The sequence below is a fragment of the Methanoculleus chikugoensis genome (genome assembly GCF_019669965.1).
In the GTDB taxonomy this organism is placed as follows: Archaea; Halobacteriota; Methanomicrobia; order Methanomicrobiales; family Methanoculleaceae; genus Methanoculleus; species Methanoculleus chikugoensis.
In genome coordinates, this window is the sequence record NZ_AP019781.1 from 1,054,084 (window position 1) to 1,075,665 (window position 21,582).

The 21,582-nt window shown below is 61.1% G+C and carries 18 protein-coding genes; 6 read left to right on the forward strand and 12 right to left on the reverse strand.

What is annotated here, in order from left to right:
• Position 1: 1 nt before the first annotated feature.
• On the forward strand, positions 2-643 hold the full coding sequence (locus MchiMG62_RS05435; RefSeq protein WP_221058234.1) for a metallophosphoesterase family protein: 642 nt from the start codon (positions 2-4) through the stop codon (positions 641-643).
• Here MchiMG62_RS05435 and cyaB read toward each other — a convergent pair.
• Both cyaB and MchiMG62_RS05445 read right to left on the reverse strand, forming a co-directional pair.
• Entirely contained in the window at positions 630-1,160 is a 531-nt protein-coding gene (cyaB, locus tag MchiMG62_RS05440) for a class IV adenylate cyclase (protein ID WP_221058235.1), read from the reverse strand. The two genes, MchiMG62_RS05435 and cyaB, sit on opposite strands and share 14 nt — an antisense overlap.
• Before the next feature lie 44 nt (positions 1,161-1,204).
• A complete protein-coding gene (locus tag MchiMG62_RS05445) occupies positions 1,205-2,710 on the reverse strand; it encodes an AAA family ATPase (RefSeq protein WP_221058236.1) in 1,506 nt (501 codons plus the stop codon).
• Positions 2,711-2,849: 139 nt separating this feature from the next.
• Here MchiMG62_RS05445 and MchiMG62_RS05450 point away from each other — a divergent pair, with 139 nt between their 5' ends.
• From MchiMG62_RS05450 to MchiMG62_RS05470, 5 genes are all read left to right on the forward strand, one after another.
• Entirely contained in the window at positions 2,850-3,581 is a 732-nt protein-coding gene (locus MchiMG62_RS05450; RefSeq protein ID WP_221058237.1) for a peptidylprolyl isomerase, read from the forward strand.
• A 487-nt stretch (positions 3,582-4,068) separates the two neighbouring features.
• Positions 4,069-5,982, forward strand: a complete 1,914-nt coding sequence (rqcH, locus tag MchiMG62_RS05455; protein WP_425331899.1) for a ribosome rescue protein RqcH — start codon at positions 4,069-4,071, stop codon at positions 5,980-5,982.
• The gene (locus tag MchiMG62_RS05460) at positions 5,979-7,004 is read left to right on the forward strand and encodes an mRNA surveillance protein pelota (protein ID WP_221058238.1); all 1,026 of its coding nucleotides are present in this window, start codon (positions 5,979-5,981) and stop codon (positions 7,002-7,004) included. The genes rqcH and MchiMG62_RS05460 overlap by 4 nt, the downstream gene beginning before the upstream one ends.
• Positions 7,005-7,842: 838 nt before the next feature.
• Positions 7,843-8,094, forward strand: a complete 252-nt coding sequence (locus MchiMG62_RS05465) for an EMC6-like membrane protein (RefSeq protein ID WP_342367224.1) — start codon at positions 7,843-7,845, stop codon at positions 8,092-8,094.
• A 6-nt stretch (positions 8,095-8,100) separates the two neighbouring features.
• On the forward strand, positions 8,101-9,870 hold the full coding sequence (locus tag MchiMG62_RS05470; protein WP_221058242.1) for a ribosome biogenesis/translation initiation ATPase RLI: 1,770 nt from the start codon (positions 8,101-8,103) through the stop codon (positions 9,868-9,870).
• A 547-nt stretch (positions 9,871-10,417) separates the two neighbouring features.
• On the opposite strand, the gene MchiMG62_RS05475 is transcribed toward MchiMG62_RS05470, so the two are convergent.
• From MchiMG62_RS05475 to flaI, 10 genes are all read right to left on the reverse strand, one after another.
• Entirely contained in the window at positions 10,418-11,506 is a 1,089-nt protein-coding gene (locus tag MchiMG62_RS05475) for a ligand-binding sensor domain-containing protein (protein ID WP_221058244.1), read from the reverse strand.
• 59 nt (positions 11,507-11,565) lie between these two features.
• Positions 11,566-12,057, reverse strand: a complete 492-nt coding sequence (locus MchiMG62_RS05480; RefSeq protein ID WP_221058245.1) for a chemotaxis protein CheD — start codon at positions 12,055-12,057, stop codon at positions 11,566-11,568.
• Positions 12,058-12,074: 17 nt separating this feature from the next.
• Entirely contained in the window at positions 12,075-12,689 is a 615-nt protein-coding gene (locus tag MchiMG62_RS05485; RefSeq protein ID WP_221058247.1) for a chemotaxis protein CheC, read from the reverse strand.
• Between the two features lie 12 nt (positions 12,690-12,701).
• Positions 12,702-14,666, reverse strand: coding sequence for a chemotaxis protein CheA (locus MchiMG62_RS05490; protein WP_221058248.1), 1,965 nt, complete (start codon positions 14,664-14,666; stop codon positions 12,702-12,704).
• On the reverse strand, positions 14,659-15,693 hold the full coding sequence (gene cheB, locus MchiMG62_RS05495) for a chemotaxis-specific protein-glutamate methyltransferase CheB (protein ID WP_221058250.1): 1,035 nt from the start codon (positions 15,691-15,693) through the stop codon (positions 14,659-14,661). The genes MchiMG62_RS05490 and cheB overlap by 8 nt, the downstream gene beginning before the upstream one ends.
• 2 nt (positions 15,694-15,695) lie before the next feature.
• A complete protein-coding gene (locus MchiMG62_RS05500) occupies positions 15,696-16,058 on the reverse strand; it encodes a response regulator (RefSeq protein ID WP_074369477.1) in 363 nt (120 codons plus the stop codon).
• Positions 16,059-16,127: 69 nt separating this feature from the next.
• Positions 16,128-16,934, reverse strand: a complete 807-nt coding sequence (locus MchiMG62_RS05505) for a DUF8579 domain-containing protein (RefSeq protein WP_221058252.1) — start codon at positions 16,932-16,934, stop codon at positions 16,128-16,130.
• Between the two features lie 48 nt (positions 16,935-16,982).
• Complete coding sequence (locus tag MchiMG62_RS05510; protein WP_221058254.1) at positions 16,983-18,122, reverse strand: hypothetical protein; 1,140 nt, start codon at positions 18,120-18,122, stop codon at positions 16,983-16,985.
• Between the two features lie 2 nt (positions 18,123-18,124).
• On the reverse strand, positions 18,125-19,723 hold the full coding sequence (gene arlJ / locus MchiMG62_RS05515; RefSeq protein WP_221058255.1) for an archaellar assembly protein ArlJ/FlaJ: 1,599 nt from the start codon (positions 19,721-19,723) through the stop codon (positions 18,125-18,127).
• A gap of 3 nt (positions 19,724-19,726) precedes the next feature.
• Positions 19,727-21,580: an archaellum flagellar ATPase motor FlaI gene (gene flaI / locus MchiMG62_RS05520; RefSeq protein WP_221058256.1), complete on the reverse strand. Its 1,854-nt coding sequence runs from the start codon at positions 21,578-21,580 to the stop codon at positions 19,727-19,729.
• Positions 21,581-21,582: the final 2 nt, after the last annotated feature.

The following is a 21,582-nucleotide window of genomic DNA, read 5'->3' on the forward strand; positions in this document are numbered from 1 at the left end:
CATGACGGATGTGCTACTCCTAGCAGATCTGCACGGTAACTACGGAAAGCTTGACGCTTTTCTCAGCTACGACTACGATGCAGTCATCATTGCAGGCGATATCACCAATTTCGGTCCACTTGAGCCTGTAGATTCGGTACTCTCCAACTTTGAGGTGCCGTGTTTCGCAATCCCCGGCAACTGCGATCCCCGCGAGATCATCGATGTGCTCGAACGCTCGGATGCGGTCTGCCTGCACAATTCGTGGATCGCACTCGGCAAGATCACGCTCGCGGGTCTTGGCGGTTCGAACAAGACCCCGTTCGACACGCCGTTCGAGCTGACGGAGGAAGAGATCGACAAAGACCTCACCCGGATCACCAATCACATGGATAAAAACATCCACAACGTCCTGCTCTGTCACGCCCCGCCATACGAGGCGCTGGACACCGTCGAGGATAACCACGTCGGCAGCCCGAGCATCCGCAAGCACCTGGCCCGGTTCGATCTGGTCTGCTGTGCTCACATTCACGAGGCACGGGGCGTCACCGAGGTCGACGGCGTCAAGGTCGTCAACCCCGGCCCCGCTTCAGAAGGCTACGGTGCTATCATCCGTTTCGGGAAGGAGCCCAAAGATATCCATATCGACCTTATTGCTGTTTAGATAACAGCATCTCCAGATACGAGGTGTAGATCGGTGGACCGCCTACACCCAATTCTTTTGCAATAGCCCCGATCCGGTCGGCGGCATCCTCTTTGTTCTCGTCTGTCAGGATCTCGATCTCGGCGAACGTCCCGAGCCCCTCGATGTCGTCGAGCGTGACCGTCACGTCCCCCATCTCGTAGAACTCCCGCACCTTCAAGACCATGGCGGCCCGCCGGAACCCGAGACGCGAGAGGATCCCTTCAAGCGTCTCTCCGTCGGCTACCGCGAGGTTGAACTCCTCGCGGGCCTTTGCACTCCCGACCCGGATCTTCGGGCCTTTGTAGGTCACGGTGACCCCGGTATCGTCGTACCTGACCCGTAACGCCTCGTCGGTCTCCCCGAAATCGCGGTGAGGAGCGTTGTAGTAGACATCGCGTTCCTGCTGCCTTCTTCCCATCCGTACCCCCTTCCGGTCGAGCCCGGCCCTAACGCTCTCCAGGTCTTTGACCGCAAATTTTGCTTCCACTTCGAGCATGCTCACCCTGCGTCAGATCGTCTCTCGGGAACGACGATAAACCCTCACCGCCCGGCCGTGAGCGGGCCGGAGGCTCTCTGCCGGATAAGGTCTCTCTGCCGTTTTGCGGCGGCGAGGAGCGCATCGTCTTCGAGATGCTCCGCGGAGATGATCGCCCGCTCCGTGAGCAGCAGGGCGGTGTCGTGGTCATCGCGATGATGGAACCGGAGCCCGATCTCCAGGTTCAGGTCGGCGGCTTTCCCGTACTCGTGCGCGTCAAAGAGGTGACCGGCAAGCGAGAGGAGGACGTGCAGCCTGTCGGGGAGGCGATGTATGGAGCGCTCGAAGCAGTCTGCAGCGCGGGCGTTGAGCGCAACCGTCGTCTCTTCAGAGAGGCAGTGCCTGCAGTGCTCCTGCAGGAGGGGGTGCGCGAAGGCATACTCGCCGTCCGGGAGCCTGCGGAACATGCTGCTCTCCAGCAGCCGGTCGGTTGCCGGCGCCACGCCCGCCTCCTGGAGATCGAGCATGCAGGCCATGACCGGCACGGGGAACGGGGGGTTTAAGACGCAGAGGTTCTCCATCCATGCCTTCATGGGTTCGGGGAGCGCGGCGAAGACAAGCCCCGCCGGATCGTCTGCCCCGGCGATGACGTCCGCGACGTTCTCCCGGGACGGTGAGAGCCCCCGGTTGCGCAGGGCGTTGAAGCAGGCCATAAGGCCAAACGGGTCGCCTGCTCTCTCTTCGAGGAGGCCGGCGGCCGCATCGTCGATGGAGAAGTGAAACCGCCTCTCCCCGAGTTCCCGGATCTCGGGTCGCTGCATCCCGGTGAGTTGCACTTCGTGGATACCGAGCTCCCGGATCTCCTCCTGCATCGTCGCGTATCCGGAACCGGCGCCATCCTCCGTCCGGCAGGTGAAGGCGAGGAGGATGCCGGGCGGGAGGTCGCGCACGACATCCCGGAGGAGGCGCCGGTCGTGGCTCGAGGCGAGGTGGACGTCGTCGAGGAGAACCGCCGCAACGTGGCCCGTCATGCTCATCTGTCTCCCGAGTTCCTTGAGCAGTTCCTCGAAGGCCTGGTATACACGGTCGTATCCGACCTCGGGTGTTCGGGCGAAGACGCCGACGATCTCCTCGCCGGCCTTCGGGAGCAGGCCGACCGGCTCCACCGGGGCGGCGTATTTCTCGAAGACGTCGTCGGCATACCGGAGAGCCTCGCTCATGCTCTCGGCATCAAGGAGGCTCCCGAACCTTGCGGATGCCGAGGATCGCCTAAGATCGTTCAACAACTCCCGGAACGCAGCGAAGATCATCCCCGGGAGGTCGAAGACCTCTGCCCTGAGGACAGGGGACTGTCGCCCGCCGGGGCGTTCCTGCACCTCGTATGCGAGCCGGTTCAGGAGCGAACTCTTTCCGATGCCCGGTGGACCGGAGATCATCACCGTCTGCCCGTGCTCTCCTGCCCGCGAGAGGATGGCCGAGAGTTGCTCGAGTTCCTCCCGTCTGCCGCAGAACTCTTCCGGAGGCGAGGGGGCGTACGAGACTCCGCCGACCTGCTGCTGTATCTCGTCCATGATCCCGCCGGGTGTTCCGGTAGACAGTATAAATACCATTCCATCCAAATAAAATGGAACAACAAGACGCAGGCATGCGGCGGGCCGGTGCGGAAGGCGTACCGCGACCGCAACGCATCCGCTATCCAAGGTGAATGGAATGGCACTTCAGGAAGGAGATTTTATCAGGCTCAGGTACACCGGCCGCGTCGGTGAGAATATTTTCGATACCACGGATGAGGAGAACGCAAAGGAAGAAGGGATCTACAACCCGCGGGCGGAGTACGGTCCTGTCACCGTCCGCCTGGGGAGCCACCACATCATCATCGGTCTTGAGGACGAGTTGGTCGGCAAAGAGGTCGGCGCCGAGGGCGAGGTCGACGTTCCGCCCGAGAAGGCGTTCGGGGCGCACGAGGATGAAGCCGTAAAGTCCGTCCCGGTCACGCAGTTCCGCGAGAAGCCCCAGAGGGGGATGCGGGTCGAGGTCGAAGGCCGCGAGGGCGTCGTCGTCGACGTCATCGGAAGGCGTGCGGTCGTCGACTTCAACCACCCGCTTGCCGGCAAGACCCTGAACTACTCCTACGCGATCCTCGAGAAGGTCGAGGAGCCGGTGGAGCAGATCAAGGGCCTCATCAAGCTCTTCTCGGGCAGAACCGACATCGGGATCACCATCGCCGACGGGACGGTCGAACTGGAACTCCCCCCCGCGATCACCTACGACCGCCGCTGGATGGTCTGGCGCGGTACCCTCGTTCGTGAGATCTTCGAGAACTACTCCGATATCAACGACGTCGTCATGAAGGAGACGATCTCCCGCCCGGAGAAGCCGGAGGCGGCGCCCGAGATCATCGAGACCGCCGAACCCGAAGAGACGAACGAGACTGAGGAGTAATTCTCCTCTGCTCTTGTGATTTTGCTTTTTTGAAGACTTTTTTTACGTTAGTGGATATCTTTGAGATGCTGTGGAGCGTGGGGTAGCCCTGGCTGGGCTTTTATGCTCCTGCTGTTGCGCATCCCCGGATACGGATTTCCGGTGGATATCGCCACGCACTGCCCCCGCCCCTAAGGGGCGGGGGAGGAGGCCGAAGGCCGGGCGGGGTGGGGGCACAGGTATAGCCTTCTGGGGTAGAGACAGGGGAGGGGGGATGCTCCCCTCCCCCTCAGGGCGATATTCCCACGGTCCAGTTCATTGGATTTTTTCCCCGACCGTCTCATATCTAAGGGCAGGCTACCCCGGACTCCGAAGTATTGCCGCCTTCGGATCATCGAGCGCAATGACCCCGCTGTGCTGCCTCTCCTGGCCCCGCTCCCCCGCCCGATTCCCACCAGATCAAGAACCTGCGTCACTCGCCCGTACCCTTCTTTAGGTACCGGGCCGAATGTATTCTGAATCAATGGCGACACTACAGGGAATGAGCGGGGTCGATCTTCGGGCGCTGGTAGCGGAGGCCGCCGATCGCCTCCCGCTCTGGGTCGGCAAGATCTACCAGTTCGACGCGAAGACCCTCGGCATCAGGCTGAACGGTGAAGACCGGGCGAAGTACTTTTTCCTCGTCGAGACGGGACGGCGCGCCCACTTTACCGCGGAGTTTCCTGTGCCTCCAAAGAACCCCCCGAGTTTTGCGATGCTGCTCCGGAAGCACCTCGAGGGCGGGAAGGTGCTCGGCATCCGGCAGCTCGGGCTCGAGCGCACGATAAGCCTCGATATCGGGAAGCGGGATACGACCTACCACCTCATCTTCGAACTCTTCGACGAGGGGAACGCCGTCCTCTGCGATGAAGCGTATACGATAATCAAGCCCCTCTGGCACCACCGGTTCAAGACCCGGGAGGTGGTCCCGGGTGCGGTCTACGCCTTCGAGGGATCCGACTGCTTGTCTCTCTCGCCGGAGGCGTTCCGGACGATGCTTGCAGAGTCCGACCGCGACATCGTCCGGACGCTCGCCGTCGGGTGCATGCTCGGCGGCGCGTATGCCGAAGAGGTCTGCTGGATGGCGGGCGTCGAGAAGAGCGCCGCCGCCGCCGAAGTGGACGCGACGGCCGTCTGGGAAGCGTTCGAACGGCTGATGGCCGATGTCGGGGAACGCCGTGAGCCGGTGATAACGCCGTCCGGGTGCTGGCCGGTGGTGCTTGCCGGGGAAGAGGTTCGCGAGCGGTTTGCGACCTTCAGCGAGGCGCTGGATGCCTTCTACCCGAAGACGGCTGGCGAGAAGCAGGGAGCCGCGGCCGAGAAGCCCCGCCTCTCCCAGGCGGAGGTGATCCGGCGGCGGCAGGCTGAGGCGATCAAGGGCTTCGAGAAGAAGATCGAGCGCTATGGGCGGATCGTGGAAGTGATCTACGAGAACTACACGGCCGTTACCGGGATCATAGCGACGCTCGATGAGGCGAGCAAAAACCGGTCGTGGCAGGAGATCGAGCAGATCCTGAAAGCGAACGGCGATAACCCTGCGGTAAAGATGGTCAGGGGCGTCCATCCTGCCGATGCGGCGGTCGATCTCGACCTATCGGGAGAGCGGGTTAAGGTATACGTCCACGAGACGATCGAGCAGAACCTCGGCCGCTACTACGACCAGATCAAGAAGTTCAAGAAGAAGAAGACGGGCGCGCTCGCGGCGATGGAGCGGACGGTTCCCGAGAAGCCCAGGGCGAAACGGAGCCTTGCTCTCCAGAAAAAGCGGTGGTATCACCGCTTCCGCTGGTTCACCACCAGCGACGGCGTCCTCGTCATCGGCGGCCGGGATGCTTCCCAGAACGAGGAACTCGTCAAGAAATACATGGAAGGCGGGGACCTCTTCGTCCACGCCGACGTCCACGGCGGGAGCGTCGTCATCGTGAAGGGCGCGACCGAGCACCTTGACGAGGCCGTGCGGTTCGCCGCCTCCTACTCCAACGCCTGGAAGGCCGGGCACTTCACGGCGGACGTCTACGCCGCCCAGCCTGACCAGGTGAGCAAGACGGCCGAGTCCGGCGAGTACGTGGCCCGGGGAGCCTTCATCGTCCGCGGCGAGCGGCAGTACTTCAGGAACGTGCCCCTGGGGATGGCGATCGGTCTTGCGACCGCTCCCGAGGTCGCCGTCATCGGCGGCCCGTCCGATGCCGTCACCGGGCGTACGAAAGTGTGGGTGGAACTCCGGCCCGGGCAGTTCGAACCAAACGATACCGCGAGGAAGGTCGTCCGGGCACTCAGGGAGAAACTCTCGGAGGACGAGTGGAAAGGGCTCAAGAACGCCCTGAACACCGAAGCGGTCGCCGCATTCGTCCCGCCGGGAGGCTCGGATATCGTGGAACCATGAAGGCCGAAGTCCGGGAGATGAAGAAGCAGTTCGGCGAGATACGTCTCTTCCCGGAGACGCTCGACGACCTCTGGCACCTCTCCCACCTGGTCGGGCCGGGGGATCTCGTCTTTGCGACGACCTTCCGGAGCGTGGAGGCGGCGACCGACAAACTCCGGCCGGAGAAGGTCGAGAAGCGGCCGGTGCGGCTCGGGATCCGGGTCGAGAAGGTGGAGTTCCACCAGCACACGAACCGTCTCCGGATCGCCGGCGTCATCGAGAGCGGGGTGGACGTCTCCGCGCACCACACCCTGAACGTCGAGGCCGGGTTCGAGATCTCGGTCGTCAAACGCTGGCGTGCCGTCGACTGCGAGCGGATCCGGCGTGCCGTCGATGCCTCCGCATACGGCGTGGTTCACGTCGTGAGCGTCGAGGAAGGGGAGGCGCAGGTCTACCGCCTGCGCCAGTTCGGCCCGGAATGGGTGACGACCGTCACGGCCGGGAGCAGCAAGGGTGCCGAGACCGGCACCCGGTCGACGCTCTTCGAGAAGACGCTTGAGACGGTCGCCGCGGTCACCGGCCCTCTCGTCGTCGCGGGCCCGGGGTTCGTGAAGGACGAGTTCGCGGAGTACGTGAAGGCCCGCGCCCCCGACCTCGCCGGGCGGATGGTCGCCGTCGAGACCCGGCGCATCGGGCGGGGCGCCGTGCAGGAGGTCATCGGGCAGGGGATCCTTGACCGGCTGCTCGGCGACCTCCACCTTGCACGGGAGGTCGCGCTGATGGACGAGGTCCTGCTCCGGATCGCGACCGAGGGCGCCGTCGCCTACGGTATCGACGAAGTCCGCAAAGCGGTTGTCTACGGTGCGGCGGAGACGGTGCTGGTCGCCGACACCCTGCTCCGCGACGATGAGGCTACGGGCGTCATCGAGCAGGCCGAGCGCGTCAACGCAACGGTCGTGGTGCTGAGCACCGAATTCGAGCCCGGGGAGCGCCTTGATGCCATCGGCGGTGCCGCGGCGATCCTGCGGTATAAGATCGAGTGAGAGGCGGCGCACCTCGCACCTGATGGTGCTCGAACTCCTTGAAACCCTTTGGGTTTCTTAAACTCCGTTCCTACGAAACGTCGCACTTCGCACCTGACGGTGCTCATGCTCCTGCCATTCTGGCAGTCGCACTTCGCACCTCCGGTGCTCGAACTCCTTTCCCTTCGGGAAAGTCGCACTTCGCGGCTTCGCGTCCTTCGCACCTTGCGGGGCTCATGCTCCGGATGTCCCATCCGTCGCACTTCGCGTGAGACTGTATAGCTATCTGCACCTGTTAACTTACGCGAAGCCGCGAAGAGCGATGGGCGCAACGCCCGGAGTTTGAGCACCGCAGGTGCGAAGAACGCGAAGTTCGGTAGATGGGTATATGACTCCCCTGCGCACTCTTCGAGTGCTCAAACTCCATTTCTTCAAAACGTTGTTCTTCGTGTGAGATCGTGGCGCTATCTCTGTATCGTCGTCTCATGTGACGTGCGTCGGACTGGAGTTCGACGAACATCGCAAGTGTGATGCGGTCTTTTCCACGTCACTGCACCTCATTACTATCACCTGCCTGCCGGGACTGTCGCCCCTGGAGCAGGAGGTACCTATCATTTATAACCGGAGAACGCCCTATAATGTAGTAATTCCGTCAATCCCGGGAAGTGGCCAGAAGTCGGTTTGCTCCCGCCGGGCCGCCGCCCCGAAGGGACTTCCCTTTCAGGAATGGCGCAACACTGGTGTCACGATGAGTGAGAATGCGGTAGCAGCAGAGTCTGAAAAGACACGGCCACGGACACGTGCCGAGAAACGGGCTGAGCACAGAAATCGGATAACACGGACGCTTGTAGCCTGCTTCATGGGCATCCTGGTCGGAGGACTCTCGTTCTACCTCTCCGGCACGCCCGACCCGGCGAGCGGCCTTCAGGAAAACGCCATCATCGGCATCCTCCTTCTCATGGCGGGCGTCGTCTTCCAGAAACACATCTTCATGCTCATCCGGATCGACCACATGGCACTGACCGGAAAGGACTGGTTCTACCAGAGTTTCATGACGTTCGCGCTCTGGTTCATGACCTGGACGATCCTCCTGACTACCACCGTTCTGTGATCACCCATGCGTATTGCTATCGTACACCGTGATCGGTGTCACCCCGTCAAGTGCGGCACCGAGTGCATCCTCTACTGCCCCCGTGTCCGAACCGGCGACGAAACCGTCGTCATCGGTGAAGACCAGAAGGCCGTCATATCCGAAGAACTCTGTGTCGGGTGCGGTATCTGTGTCAAGAAGTGCCCCTTCCAGGCGCTCGACATCGTCAACCTCCCCGAACAGCTCGACCAGCCGACCCACCGCTACGGCCAGAACGGCTTCGTCCTCTACGGCCTCCCGATCCCCGTCGAGGGGAAGGTCACGGGCATCCTCGGCCCGAACGGTATCGGGAAGAGCACGTCGGTGAAGATCCTCTCGGGCACGCTCGTCCCGAACCTGGGAAGAACCGATGCCGGGATATCCTGGAAAGAGGTTCTCGACCTCTACCAGGGAACCGAGCTCTTCGACTACCTCCAGCTGCTCTCCCAGAAGAACGTGAAGGTCGCGGTAAAACCGCAGTATATCGACCAGATCCCGAAGGTTTTCTCCGGTTCGGTACACGACCTCCTCGCGACTACCGACGAGCGCGGCAAACTCGACTACTACATCGACCGGCTGACGCTTAAGGCGGTCATCGACCGGCCGATAACGACCCTCTCCGGCGGCGAACTCCAGCGGGTGGCGCTCGCCGCCTGCCTTGCGCGTGACGCCGACTTTTACTTCTTCGACGAGATCACGCCCTATCTCGACGTCTACCAGCGGATGGCCGCCGCGAACCTGATCCGGGAACTCGCCCTGGAGCGGCCGGTCGTGATCGTCGAGCACGATCTTGCCATCCTTGACATGCTTGCCGATACTGTGCATATCGCCTACGGAGAACCGGCGGTCTTCGGCGTCATCACCCACCCGAAGGGCGTCCGGGTAGGGATCAACCAGTACCTGGAGGGCTTCCTCCCGGAGGAGAACGTCAGGTTCAGGACGTATGCGGTGACGTTCGATACCCGGGCCCACGCTGCCGACTCGGACCGGGAGGTGCTGTTCGAGTTCCCGGCGATGACGAAAGCGTTCGAGCAGTTCTCGCTCACCGTCGACGGCGGGGAGATCCGGAGCGGCGAGGTTCTCGGTGTCCTCGGGGCGAACGGTATCGGGAAGAGTACGTTCGCCCAGCTCCTCGCCGGGGTGCTCGAACCCGATACCGGGGCGATGGATACCCAGGTGCGGATCTCCTACAAGCCCCAGTACCTCAAAGGCGATACGGAGGCGACCGTCGAGGAGCTCCTCCGGCAGGCGACGACGAAGTTCGACACGTCATACTACCAGCACGAGATCCTGGAACCCCTCTCCCTTGCTCAGTTCCTCCAGGCGCCGGTGAATACCCTCTCCGGCGGCGAACTCCAGCGGGTGGCGATTGCGATCTGCCTCTCGCGCGACGCCGACCTCTACATCCTGGACGAGCCGAGCGCCCACCTCGACGTGGAGCAGCGGGTGAAGATCTCGAGGATGATCAGGAAGCATGCCGAGGGGCGGGCCGCGAGCACGCTCGTGATCGACCACGACATCTACGTCATCGACATGATCAGCGACCGTATCCTGGTCTTCGAGGGCAAGCCGGGCATCAACGGCAAAGCCGCCGGGCCGTTCGACATGGCGCCGGGCATGAACCGGTTCCTCAAGGCGCTCGGGATCACCTTCCGGCGGGACAAGAGCGGGAGGCCGCGGATCAACAAGCCCGGCTCGTTCCTTGACCGGGAGCAGATCGGCGCCGGGGAGTACTACTACACGGATATCTCGAAGTAATAGAGTGGGCAAGAAGATCACGCTCCTTTTCTGGTGGGCATACGATAGTAAGGTGAGTTGCCGGCATCCATACCGCTCGTGCCCTCACCTTGCGATAGTTGCAGATCCTCGGACACGGATTTCCAGTGGGTATCGCCATGGCGGAGGGGCTGACGGGGAGTGCGATGTTCCGCAGGAACGGAGCTCGAGCACCCGAAGGGTGCGGAGTGCGAGCGGAGCGAGCTTGAGCACCGATAGGTGCGAAGGGGGCGTGCCCCCTCCCCTGTCTCCAACTCGCACCTGACGGTGCTCGAACTCCTTTCCTTCGGACAGTCGTTCCCTCCGTGGCGATTCTCCCACGATCCAGTGTATCGAGTTTTCGCGCCTCTAACGACCCATCAATCTCGTAAAAGGTGGGTGGATTGTGATTTCCCGACAACAGAGCCGTTTATACTCTTCTAGAATCAATCCTAACTAACCTAAAGGCTGGCCCAAACACGCCTGCGCTCCTGCCATGGTATCAAGAAAGCCGGAGGCCCCTTCCCCGTTTCACACTCTCAAGCCCCGCTCACCCGGAGTTCACCGCGCCGAACAACCCCTCAAAGAAAGCCCACACCCCATCAAACAGTCCGGCAGCCTCTCCAGGCGTCGCCGCCGGTACCGGGGTCTGAGGCAGGGGCGTCTCGGTCACCACCGGCGTCGGCACCGGGACTGCGGAGAGATCGAGAGTGGCGTGGCCTGCCGTCGGCGGAATATAGCCCACGTTTCCGGGAACGACGAACCAGCACCGTCCGTAGGCGTCGACAAAGAGTTTCTTGACGGCGTTTGCGCGGATACCGTCTCCGGACGTGATATGCCGGACGACGCCCGACGAGTTCCACCTGTATATCCCGTTATCGGATGCGATGTAGAGCGTCCCGTCGGCCGTAGTTGCAACGTCGTTGATGACGACCGGGAACGCGCTCAGGTTCCCGGCGTTGAGGACCGGTGTAACCCCCGCATCGGGGGCGTAATGGAGAACCGTCGTGCGGTTGAAGAGGTACACCCCCCCGAACGGATCGACCCGCACCCCGGAGACCCGGCGAAGCGTGTCGCTACCGTAGGTGACCTGCTCGAAGCGGGCGTCTCCCGTCCGATCCCTGAGCACCCGGATGCCGTCGCTCTCCGACCCGATGACGAGTGCATCGCTCGCGGCATCGACCGCCATGCTCACGATCGTATAGCATCCCAGATTCTCCGGCCCGGCAGGCTTGTACCATGTCCACTCGCCATCCTGATAGCGGTGGAGGCCCGCCCGCCCGGTGGCTATCCACATCTCGTCCCCCCACCGTGCGATGCAGTTGACGTTGAGGTTCTTGAGGAGATCCAGGTCCTTGACGGCACGGTATCCGGTTCCGTCTCCGATCTGAAGCCCGTTCGGGTACCCGAGCCAGAGGCGCCCATCCGGGTCGAGCGCGACCGCGGTGACCATGGTCTCGAGAGGCGCGAGCGACCCATAGGCCGTCTCACCGGGGTTCCTTGCGTTGACCGAATACCAGGTACCGTTCTCCGTGTACACGGAGATGCCGCCGTCGGTCGCAAAGATGACGTCCCCATACCGGCCGTTGATTGTGTCTTTTACCCCGGTGGACGCGATACCCGAATGATAATCGGGCACTTCGACGTACAGGGCTGATGCAAAAGGGGTGAAGAAGGATGCCGCGGCTAAAATGAGTATCAGAGCGCGATACATGTTCCGTCCGCCCTCTTGATGATGAGGCGGCCCTTTCCTTCCGGCCAGTAATACACGGATCGCCCGACCTTGCCGCCGGTCTCCTCGTGCTCGATCCGGATGCCCTGCTCCTGGAGCCGTTCCTTCACTGCGGTAGCATTTCGCTCGCCGATATTCAGGGAATTGGCCGAGAACTCGAACATGCTTGCACCGCCGACCACGATTGCGGTGATCGAGGACTTTGTGCTCCCGGCTTTCCCCATCTCTTCAAGGAGAGCAGACATGGCAGTATCTGCGAACTTCCCGGGACGATCGGTATCTCCCCGGCTCTCGGGGAGCATGATATGGGCGAGCCCCGCAAGGGACCTCCGCTGGTCGTGCAGGATGAGCGCGATGCAGGAGCCGAGCCCAATCGTCCCCATCGGACACTTCCCGACCTGGAGCTCGCCCAGGCCCAGGATTATTGCCGTCTCCTCACCGAAAAAGTTGTTCTCCATGGTATCCCGGAGACTGGTTATGAGAGCGGTTCCATCATCCGTTCCAGCATGAGGAACAGCTGCTGCGTAAGTTCGGCGTTCGGAAGCATGTAGATGCTCCCGTAGACGGGCGGTGCCTCGCTCGTGAGCTCGGTGTTGAAGATCAGGACATCGTTCACGTCACCGGCAACCTGCGCGACGATGGATTCGAAGGCGGCATGCGCCATATCGATGGCCAACGCCGGGGGAGACGGCAGCATGACGATGCCCAGCAGTTCGGCCGTCGCATCGAGAAACGCCGATATCATGATGTTCCCGATCTCGATCGCAGCGCTCTGGTCCATCTCATTGATATCGCGATCGGCATCGGTGGTGCCGAGCATCTGGTTGGTCAGCTGGATGACGGTCTCCCGGGGCATGCTGACGACGACGTATCCACCGTCTGCGACCTCCCCCTGAATCTGGAAGACGACCATGGCGGTTATCTCGTTGTTGATATAATTATGTAGATTGGCGATATCGATGGCCTGCACCTCCGGCACCGTCATCTCGATCGGGCTCATCAGCATCTGCGATAGCGACGTTGCCGCGTGTGCGGCACCGATATTCCCAAACTCTGCCAGCGCGTCCTTCTGAAACGGATCCAGTTCCATGAACTATCTCTCCTAAATCATTGTATTTACATCGAGTACCGGCACGACATCCCCGTCTCCGGGGATGGTGATCCCGCTGATCCCGCGGCAGTTGCCTGCAATGCTGGAGAGCGGCTTCACCACCACCTCCTGCTGGCCGTCGACGGTGTCGACGACGATGCAGCATCTCCTGCCGTCGTTCTGCAGCACGACCAGCGTGTTGCTCTTCTCTGCCCGGCCGAACATATCCTCCAGGCGATGCATGGGAAGGGTCTGGTCCCGGAGCAGGATCGCCTCGGTGTTGCCGATCCGGTGAATCGCCTCCGGTCTCGTCTGCGCCACTTCGACGACGTTGCTGATCGGGATGGCGCACCGCATCCCGTTGATGTGCACCATCATGACGTCGATGATGGCCATCGTCGGGGGGAGAACCAGCTCGAACTTCGTTCCCCTGCCGATCTCGGTCTCGACCTTGATCGTTCCTTTGAGCGATTCAATCGTCTTCTTGACCACATCGAGTCCGACGCCCCTGCCGCTGATGTCGGTGATCGTCTCGGCCGTGCTGAACCCGGGCTCGAAGAGCAGGCCGACAAGTTCGTCTTTCGTTGCGTTCGCCGCCGCTTCGGGCGTCATGAGGCCTCTCTCGACCCCTTTCTTCCGGAGTTTCTCGTGATCGATGCCGGCACCGTCGTCCTCGATCTCGATGACAACATTGTCCTTGTCCCGCCGCGCCGACAGCCGCAGCAATCCTTTCGGGGATTTGCCGCTGGCTTTTCGGATCTCCGGCGTCTCGATGCCATGGTTCACGCCGTTCCTGATGAGGTGCAGGAGCGGGTCGGAGAGCCCGTCCATCATGCTCCGGTCGAGTTCGGTCTCGCCGCCCTCGATGGTGAACTCGACCTCTTTCCCATCGTAATTTGCAACGTCCCGCACGACGCGGGGAAGGCGGTTGAAGATACGTTCGAGCGGCATCATCCGGATCCCCATCATGAGGTTCTGAAGGTCGGAGACCGAACGGCCGACCATGGAGAGCGCCTCGTCGAACTCCTTGATGCCGTGCTTCTTCGCGATCTGCTCGAGCCGTCCGCGATTGATGACCAGATCCTCCACCAGGTTCATCATCCGGTCGAGCCGCTGGATGTCGACGCGGATGTTCTTGATCTCCCGGCTCTTCTCGGTCTTCGCCGGCCGCGGGGCCTGCGGTTCCGGAGTTGGTTCGGGCTTTTTGGTCTCCTCGCTTGCCGCCGGGGGGATCACGGGAGGAGCATCCAGCAGCGATTCCGGTGTGGAGAGGGCAAGAAGCGAGAGTTCCGTGCCGGAAGCGATCGTCCTGAGCGCATCTTCCCCCGCCTCGCTCTCGATAAGAATCTCGAACGATCCGTCGAACTTCCCGTCCTCGAGGAGTTCCCGTGCGGGGGTCGTCGAGTGAATCGTCCCGAGCTCTTCCAGGTTCTGCAGGAGCAGCATCGCCCGGACGTCTTTCATGGTGCTGGACGGGTCGATGGCAACCGTTAGTGTATACAGCGGGCGATCATCGGCGTCTTCTGCCGGTTCAGCCGGAACCCCGGCCGGGGGCGCCGCACCGGGAGATGGTTCCTGCTCTCCCCCCTCCTCTTCTTCGGCAAACGCCTGGAGTTCCAGAACCAGACTTGCGGACTGTTCGTCGGACGGCGCTCCTCCTGCCTCGATAGCGTCCAGCATCCCCTCAATCGCGTCGGTGCAGGTGAGCAGAAGATCGGTGAGCGACACGGTCACCTCGCGCCGGCCGCTACGGATGAGAGAGAATACGTCCTCCATCGAGTGGCAGAGATGCTCCATCGCATCAAAGCCCATCGATGCAGACATGCCCTTGAGTGTATGTGCGGACCGGAAGATCTCGTCGATGGCGGCCTGCTGGTCATCCCCGGTCTCGAGAGCAAGAAGATTGTTCACGATGTTCTCGTGGTTTTCTCGCGATTCCTCAACAAACAGCTTCCGATATCCCTCTTCATCAAACATGATTCACCTCGAGTTGTTTGACTGCTCTCGTGATCTCGCGCGCGAGACCCTTGAGCGGGACTACCTTATCGACACAGTTCCTGGAGAGGGCGGAGCGCGCCATCCCGTATACGAGGCAGTCCTCTTCGGCGCATACCATCGTCCTGCCGCCTGCAGTCTTCACCGCGAACATTCCCTCGCCGCCGTCGTTCCCCATCCCCGAGAGGAGCACGGAGACGGTGCGTGGGCCGAATACGTGTGCTGCAGAGGCAAAGGTCTTGTCGACGGCAGGCCGGACCGCGTGCAGGCGGGGAGCGGTCGAGTGGATGATCCGCCCGTAGTTTTTTCCTTTGCCCGCTGCGACTCCCGAGACGATGGTGTGGAACCCTGCCTTTGCGATCAGGATAGTTCCGGTCTGCAGGCTGTCTCCGTTCTCGGTCTCTTTCACGGGGAGAGCAGAGACCCTGTTCAGGCGCTCGGCGAGCGATGCGGTGAACCCCTCGGGCATGTGCTGGGTGACGACGACCGCGGCAGGCAGGTCCGGCGGAAGCGCGGAGAGGAGTGTGTCGAGCATCGGGGGACCCCCGGCAGAAGAGCCTATCAAAACGACTGCATCCGCCTCATTCCGGCTGATTACAGCAGGTTTTACGATCGTCGGGAGCGCGACAAGGTTTCTGATCTTCTGGATGAGTTCGCTCTCGATGCCCCTGACGTTCGGAACATCCCTCGGTTTGAGCATGAAATCGTCCGCTCCGAGCCGCAACGCCTGGTGGGTCATATCGGCCTGGCGGGACGTCAGGGTGCTCAGAACGATCACTTTCGGTTTCGCGGGAACCCCGGAAAGCGCCTCAAGTGTCTCAAGGCCGTTCATCCGGGGCATCTCGATGTCGAGCGTGACGACGTCGGGTTTCAGACTGGATATCTTTTCGAGGGCATCGATGCCGTTGACCGCCGTTCCGACCACTTCGATATCAGGGGCGCCTTTGAGCAGATCCCGGAGTATCGTGCGGATGAAGAGCGAGTCGTCGACGATCAGAACCCGTATCATGGTTACGCACTGAGGACGTTCTTAACTTCTTCGAGGACTTTCGGAGCCTGGAACGGTTTGACGATGTAGCCTCTCGCACCGCTCTTGACGGCGAGTTTGACCATCTGCTCCTGGCCGACCGCCGTGCACATGATGACTTTTGCTGCCGGGTCGGCTGCTTTGATGGCCTTGAGCGCCTCGATTCCGTTCATCTTCGGCATGACCACGTCCATCGTGACGAGGTCCGGCTTGAGTTCCTGATACCTGGCGAGGGCCTCCGCCCCGTCCGCTGCCTCACCGACGATGTCGTGCCCGCCGGAGAAGAGGATGTTCTTCAGCAGCGTTCTCATGAACATTGTGTCATCGACGATTAAGATTCTCCCCATCGAACACCACTCATTGAATATTTGATAAAAAAGTTATATATATCTTCGTATTTTGAAGAAATAAGGTTTTTAATCCATTGGAGATTTTACAGACTCTGAGATGTATCTTACGCCTTTCGGGGTAAGTTGTACCTCCTTCCTGACGTAGAGCACTTCAGCGAGGCCCGAGCCGAGAAGTTTCTCGTAGACGGCTTCGAGTTCTTTGTGCGAGAGTTTCAGCATGTTCTCGATGGCGCTCGAGTCCATCCCGCTGTAGACCAGCATGGCCACCTGCCCGGTCAGGGGATCGATCTCCTCGCGGATCTCGGTGTCGTGTGTCGCCTCTTTGAGGAAGTTGTAGAGAACCTGGAGTGTCGTCAGCGGGCAGAGAACGAAACTCGTCACGAGCTCGTTCTCGATGAGGTGGTCGATCTTCACGACGTCGAGATTCTTCTCCTGGATCTCCCGGGACGTCAGTTCGATGCCGGTCACCTCGTCGAGGGGGATGCAGACCTGCTTCTCCTGGCTGACGAACCAGATGCCGGTCTTCATGACGGCGATCGCGCCCTTCTCCCACTGGGCGTTCTGGACGAGTACCCCCCCGCGGATTGCGGGCGACATGAAGAATGCGTTCAGCCGGTAGGCGCTGGCCTGGGTGATGATGAACTTCTTTAAGACCGCGAGAACCTTCTCGACCGAGGCGATGCGGTAGACCGCCTCTCCGTCCGCCCCGGCGGTGATGATAATCTGGTTCTTCTTCTCCTCGAGGTCGACCACGGATTTGTAGGGGATCTCCTGCTTAAGAGGAAGATCGATGCGGAAACGGTCCTCGGCGATACCCATCGTCGTCGGAACCCACCTGCCTTCGTGCTCGACCTTTACCGGAACCGATTTCATCTCTTCCTCCCCTGCCTCCCCTGTATTATATCCTGCGCGATACTATCATCATTGTGATCTCATTGCCGTGAGGATATCCTCGAGTTCCGCCGCAAGATCTTTCGCAGGGAACTTCTCCCCTTTCAATTCGCGGACCAGGCTGATATCCTCCACATACTCTTTCTTCTTGGCGTCGGCTTTGAGTGCGGTGATCAGGTCATCCTCGACCGCGCCGCCGGACGCAAAGGAAACCATGTCGAAGTCTTCTTTCGGCTCCTCCGCTATCTCTTCGATGATCTCTTCTTCCGGGATAGGTTCTTCGGCGTCGATCCCCTCGTCTTCTTCCTCGCCCTCGATCTCGCCAAGATCCAGCTCGTCGAGATCCAGCGCGTCGAGCGCGGAGAGTTCTTCGCTCAGTGCGCTCATGTCCGGCATACCGTCGTCTCCGGGCAGTTCCGGGACGTCCATTGCTACCGGCGGGAGGGCGCCGTCGGGTTCGCCGGCACCCCCGGCAAGATCGATGCCGGTCGGGAGGTCGAACTCATCGAGTTCGTCCTGGTGCGACTTGAGGATATCCGATATGGCTTCCGCATCCTCCGCCGAGAGGAGAGAGATCTGGTCGGCGTCAAAGACTGTTCCCGCGGACGCTTCATCGTCGAGATCGAGCCCCTCCAGCGAGTCGATGTCGAGATCTGCAAGCGAAGCAAGTGGATCGGCAGAATTCCCGCCGGCCTTCGGGGGTGCCGGGGTTATGGATTGATCGGGGACCGCACCCTCGACCGCCTGGTCGAGCATGGCGTCGATCTTCTGGATGTTGCTCTTCTTCTCATCCTCAGGTGCGCGGGCATGCGCGATCGCTTCCATGATCGATGCCTTGAAGGTCCCGAACATACCCCGGATGCTGGAAAGATCGATCCCGGAGAACGGGCGGTTCGAGGTGGAGGATGGGCTTTCTGCCGGTGCACCCGGTTTTACCGTCTCCGGGGCGTCGGGTTGCTCCTTCTTCTTTCCACGCTCCCGGAGCGCGGTGCGCAACCTCGACGGCTTCAGTTCGGCAAGGTCGAGCGCCCCGGTGACGACGAGCGCGAGAAACCCTGCGAGCACGGTGCCTGCGATGATGATCTCGGTAGCGGCGTCGAAGACGATGATCACGGAGCCTGTACCAACGGTGATCAGGAACAGAAGCGGACGACGCAGGCTCTCTCTCACTTTCACACCCCCGTGAATGTCGGAATGACAAAGAGTGCGCCCACGACGATCGGTGCAATGATATAGACGACACCGGTTACCACACAGAGCAGGCTTGTGAAGAAGTAGTACAGGTATCGGTCGCCGCCCATGACAATCTTTCCTGCCAGTACATTTGCAACGGTCAGCATTAAGAGGATCGTTACCACGTAGGCTCGCATCGTGTCTTCGGGAAAGTTAGCGAAGATGTTTAGCGATGCTCCCATGCTGCTGCCGATAGAGGCCGACCCTCCCGAGAGCGCGGCAGAGGTCTCTGTGAAGCGGGTCATCACCTCCGTCACGGCGCGGGACATCGTGAGGAGGATCTCGAAGAGGAAGACGAAGATGCTGATCATCGCTCCGTGCATCGGCACGAGGAGGACGACGAACCCTTTCACCATCATGTCGCGCTTTCTCCGGAGCAGCACCTGTTCGAGCATCGACGAACTGACGATCTTTCCGATCGCGTCGGGCGACCCGCCGAGAGCCACCGCGTCGCGAAAGATGTTCATGTACTTGTAGATCAGGTAACTGCCGGTCTCCCCGATGAACTTCTTCCAGCTCCCGGCTTCGTCGAGCCCGAGGTTCAGCTTCGACGAGACCGAGTTGATGAACGGTTCCAGGTGGAAGAGCGACTTCCGGTCGACCTCCTGGAGCGCGTCGCCGGTGGTGATGCCTTTGCCGCCCATGATCGACCCGAGGCCCCGGATGAACGTGGCGAAATCGTTGTCCCGGTTGACGACGTTCGTATCGTCGATGTAGCCGATGACCCCGAGCGGCATCAGGAGCAGGCCGACGAGCAGGAAGATGATGCCCGCGTTGGCGCCGACGAGGATGAGCATCAGCCCGATTGCGGCGGTTATCGGCAGGATAAGGCGTTCCAGCCGCCGGATGAGGGACTGCTCTCGTGAGCAGATCTCGGAAAGACCGTGCGTGCGGGGGTCGTCGGGGACGGCCCGGTACATGATCGTGAGGCCGAAGATCGATATTGCGAGGATGATGAGATAGGATGTGTTCAGCGTCGCTTCAATCCCGTCGGGTGCGTAGATGGCGACCGAGATCATCATGATGATCGCGACGAGCGCTCCGGAGAGGAGCATCGCGATGTAGGCGTCGCCCCATTTCTTCAGGAGTTCGATCCCCTGCTCGAACGAGTTCCGGTAGATGCTCCGGATGCTCGAGAGTTCCGTGGTGATGAAGTCGTCATCCGGAACACCGGAGTCGATGGAGTTGGCGTAGCGGTTGAGCATGCTCTGGAGGGTTGCGTTCCGGCAACGCTCGGCGATCGCCCGGAGGGCGCTGGAGTAATTCTGGCCCCACTTGGCGACCAGGCGCTGCACCTTTGCTATGTAGCGCGACGGGATGTACTCGAACCGCTCAGCGGTGTACTGGAAGATCTCGGGCCTGGTCACGGTCGATGTGGTGATCGCGGCCATGTAGGTGTACATGAGGAGCAGGTCCTGCTCCATCTTCTTGTTCTCGAGGATGGTGGAGCGGAGATCGCCGAGAGCTGCAGCCTGCTCCTCGAACGGGATCTTTCCCTGGTTTGCCGCCCGCAGCCGTTCGGTCACATCCTCAAACAACGCCTACACCTCGATGTTGAGCAGCCCCTGTTTCTTGATCTTCGTGGTCATGTGGAAGAGGTCCCAGAACTGGGTGTACCCGGCCTTGTGAAGCCGCTCAAGAATTTTGGCGCGTTTATCGACCTCATCGTAGATCTCGGCCCGCCGGTTCTCGGGGATGCCGAGCATCGTTGCGATCTTATTCTCAAGCAGGTAGCTGCTTCCTTTCCCGGTGAAGGTGAAGGTGTCGGTGGCGGGATCCCAGACGAACGCCGCCATGAAGGAGAACCCCTGCGTCTCGGGGTCGTAGCCCACGAGTTCGTTGACGCTGAGCATCCGGCGCACGGTTCCGCCCTGCGGGAGTTTCACCGCGCTCTGGATGATGACCAGGTTGAGGTTGTCGACGTAGGTCTTCGGGATGTTGATCGGGTCGCCGCAGAGACGCTGGATCAGTTTTTCGACCGACGCTGCGTGGAAGGTGCTCATCACGGGGTGGCCGGTCTGCATTGCGGAGAATGCGACGGACCCCTCCACACCACGGATCTCACCGACCAGGATCTGGTTCGGACGCTGACGCAGTGCAGCTTTGAGGAGATCGAACATCGTGACCTCCGAACCTTCTCCTTCGCCTTTTCCTTTGGCCTTCGCGACCTCACGTGTCCAGTTCCTGTGGGGGACGGTCAGTTCGGGGGTATCCTCGATGGTGACGATCTTGTTCTCGGGCGGGAGGAAGGTCGTGAGGGCGTTCAGGGTGGTCGTCTTGCCGCTTGCGGTCTCGCCGGAGACGAACATCGACATCCCGTACTCGAGGCAGATCCAGAGGTAGGCGGCCATCATGTAGTTGCACGCCCCGCTCTCGATCACCTGCAGGATGCTCAGGGGCACCTCGTTCACCTTACGGATGGTGAAGTTGCTTCCGTGCTTGCTGATCTCGGTTCCGTAGACGATGTTGATACGCGAGCCGTCGGGGAGGGTCGAATCCACGATAGGGTTCCGGTAGGTCAACGGCTGTTTGATCCGCTCGGCGAGTTTGATGACGAAGGCATCGAGTTCCTGCGAGTCCCGGAACCCGATGACCGACTTTAGGCCTTTGAAGATCTTGTGCTCGATGAAGATCGGCCCGACGCCGTCACAGGTGATATCCTCGATGTACTTGTCGGAGAGAAACGGCTTGAGTGTCCCCATCTCGATCTTGTCGCGGACGATCATGTACTCGAGCGCCCTGTACTCCTGTTGCGTGAGGATGATCCGCCCGTCGGCAAGTTCCTGATGTCCCGCCGTCCGGGATTGCTTCGGCGCCCCGATCTCCGAGGTGAGGAAGGTTTTTATCCGGGTCGTGAGATCCTTTGCCGTCCCGCCGGCAAGCAGCGACTCGTCGATCTCCTCGCCCGGCCGCTTGATGTAGACGAGTTGCTGGATGAAGCCCTTCAGCACCCCGATCCGTGCCTGCTCGGTCACCGGTTCTTCGTCGAGGGCGTCGATCATATCGATCAGTCTCTCTTCGATCACCGGGAGGATCTCTTTGACGGAGTGGAGAAACGAAGGTTCGATCGGGATGTACCAGTTCCGGACGTCGTTTGGGTCGGGGAAGATATGGATGAACGTCGTCTCGTTCACCGGGTAGATGATGTTCGGGTTCTCCATCGATTTCAGATCCTTCTTCAACTCCGAGAGGAAGAGCGGGATGCCGACGGTGTTGACCGGCAGGATGTGGAGGTACTCGAGGAGGTGAGGGCTTGCCTTGACGTAATCGCGTGCATTTGCCGGGAGCATCCTGTAGAGCGCGCAGGACTCCACGTTGTTGTAGCAGTCGTTTCCCTCGTCGATGAACTCCGGCTCGAAGGGGAGGGTGACCGTTGCTTCCAGCGCCGACGCCATTC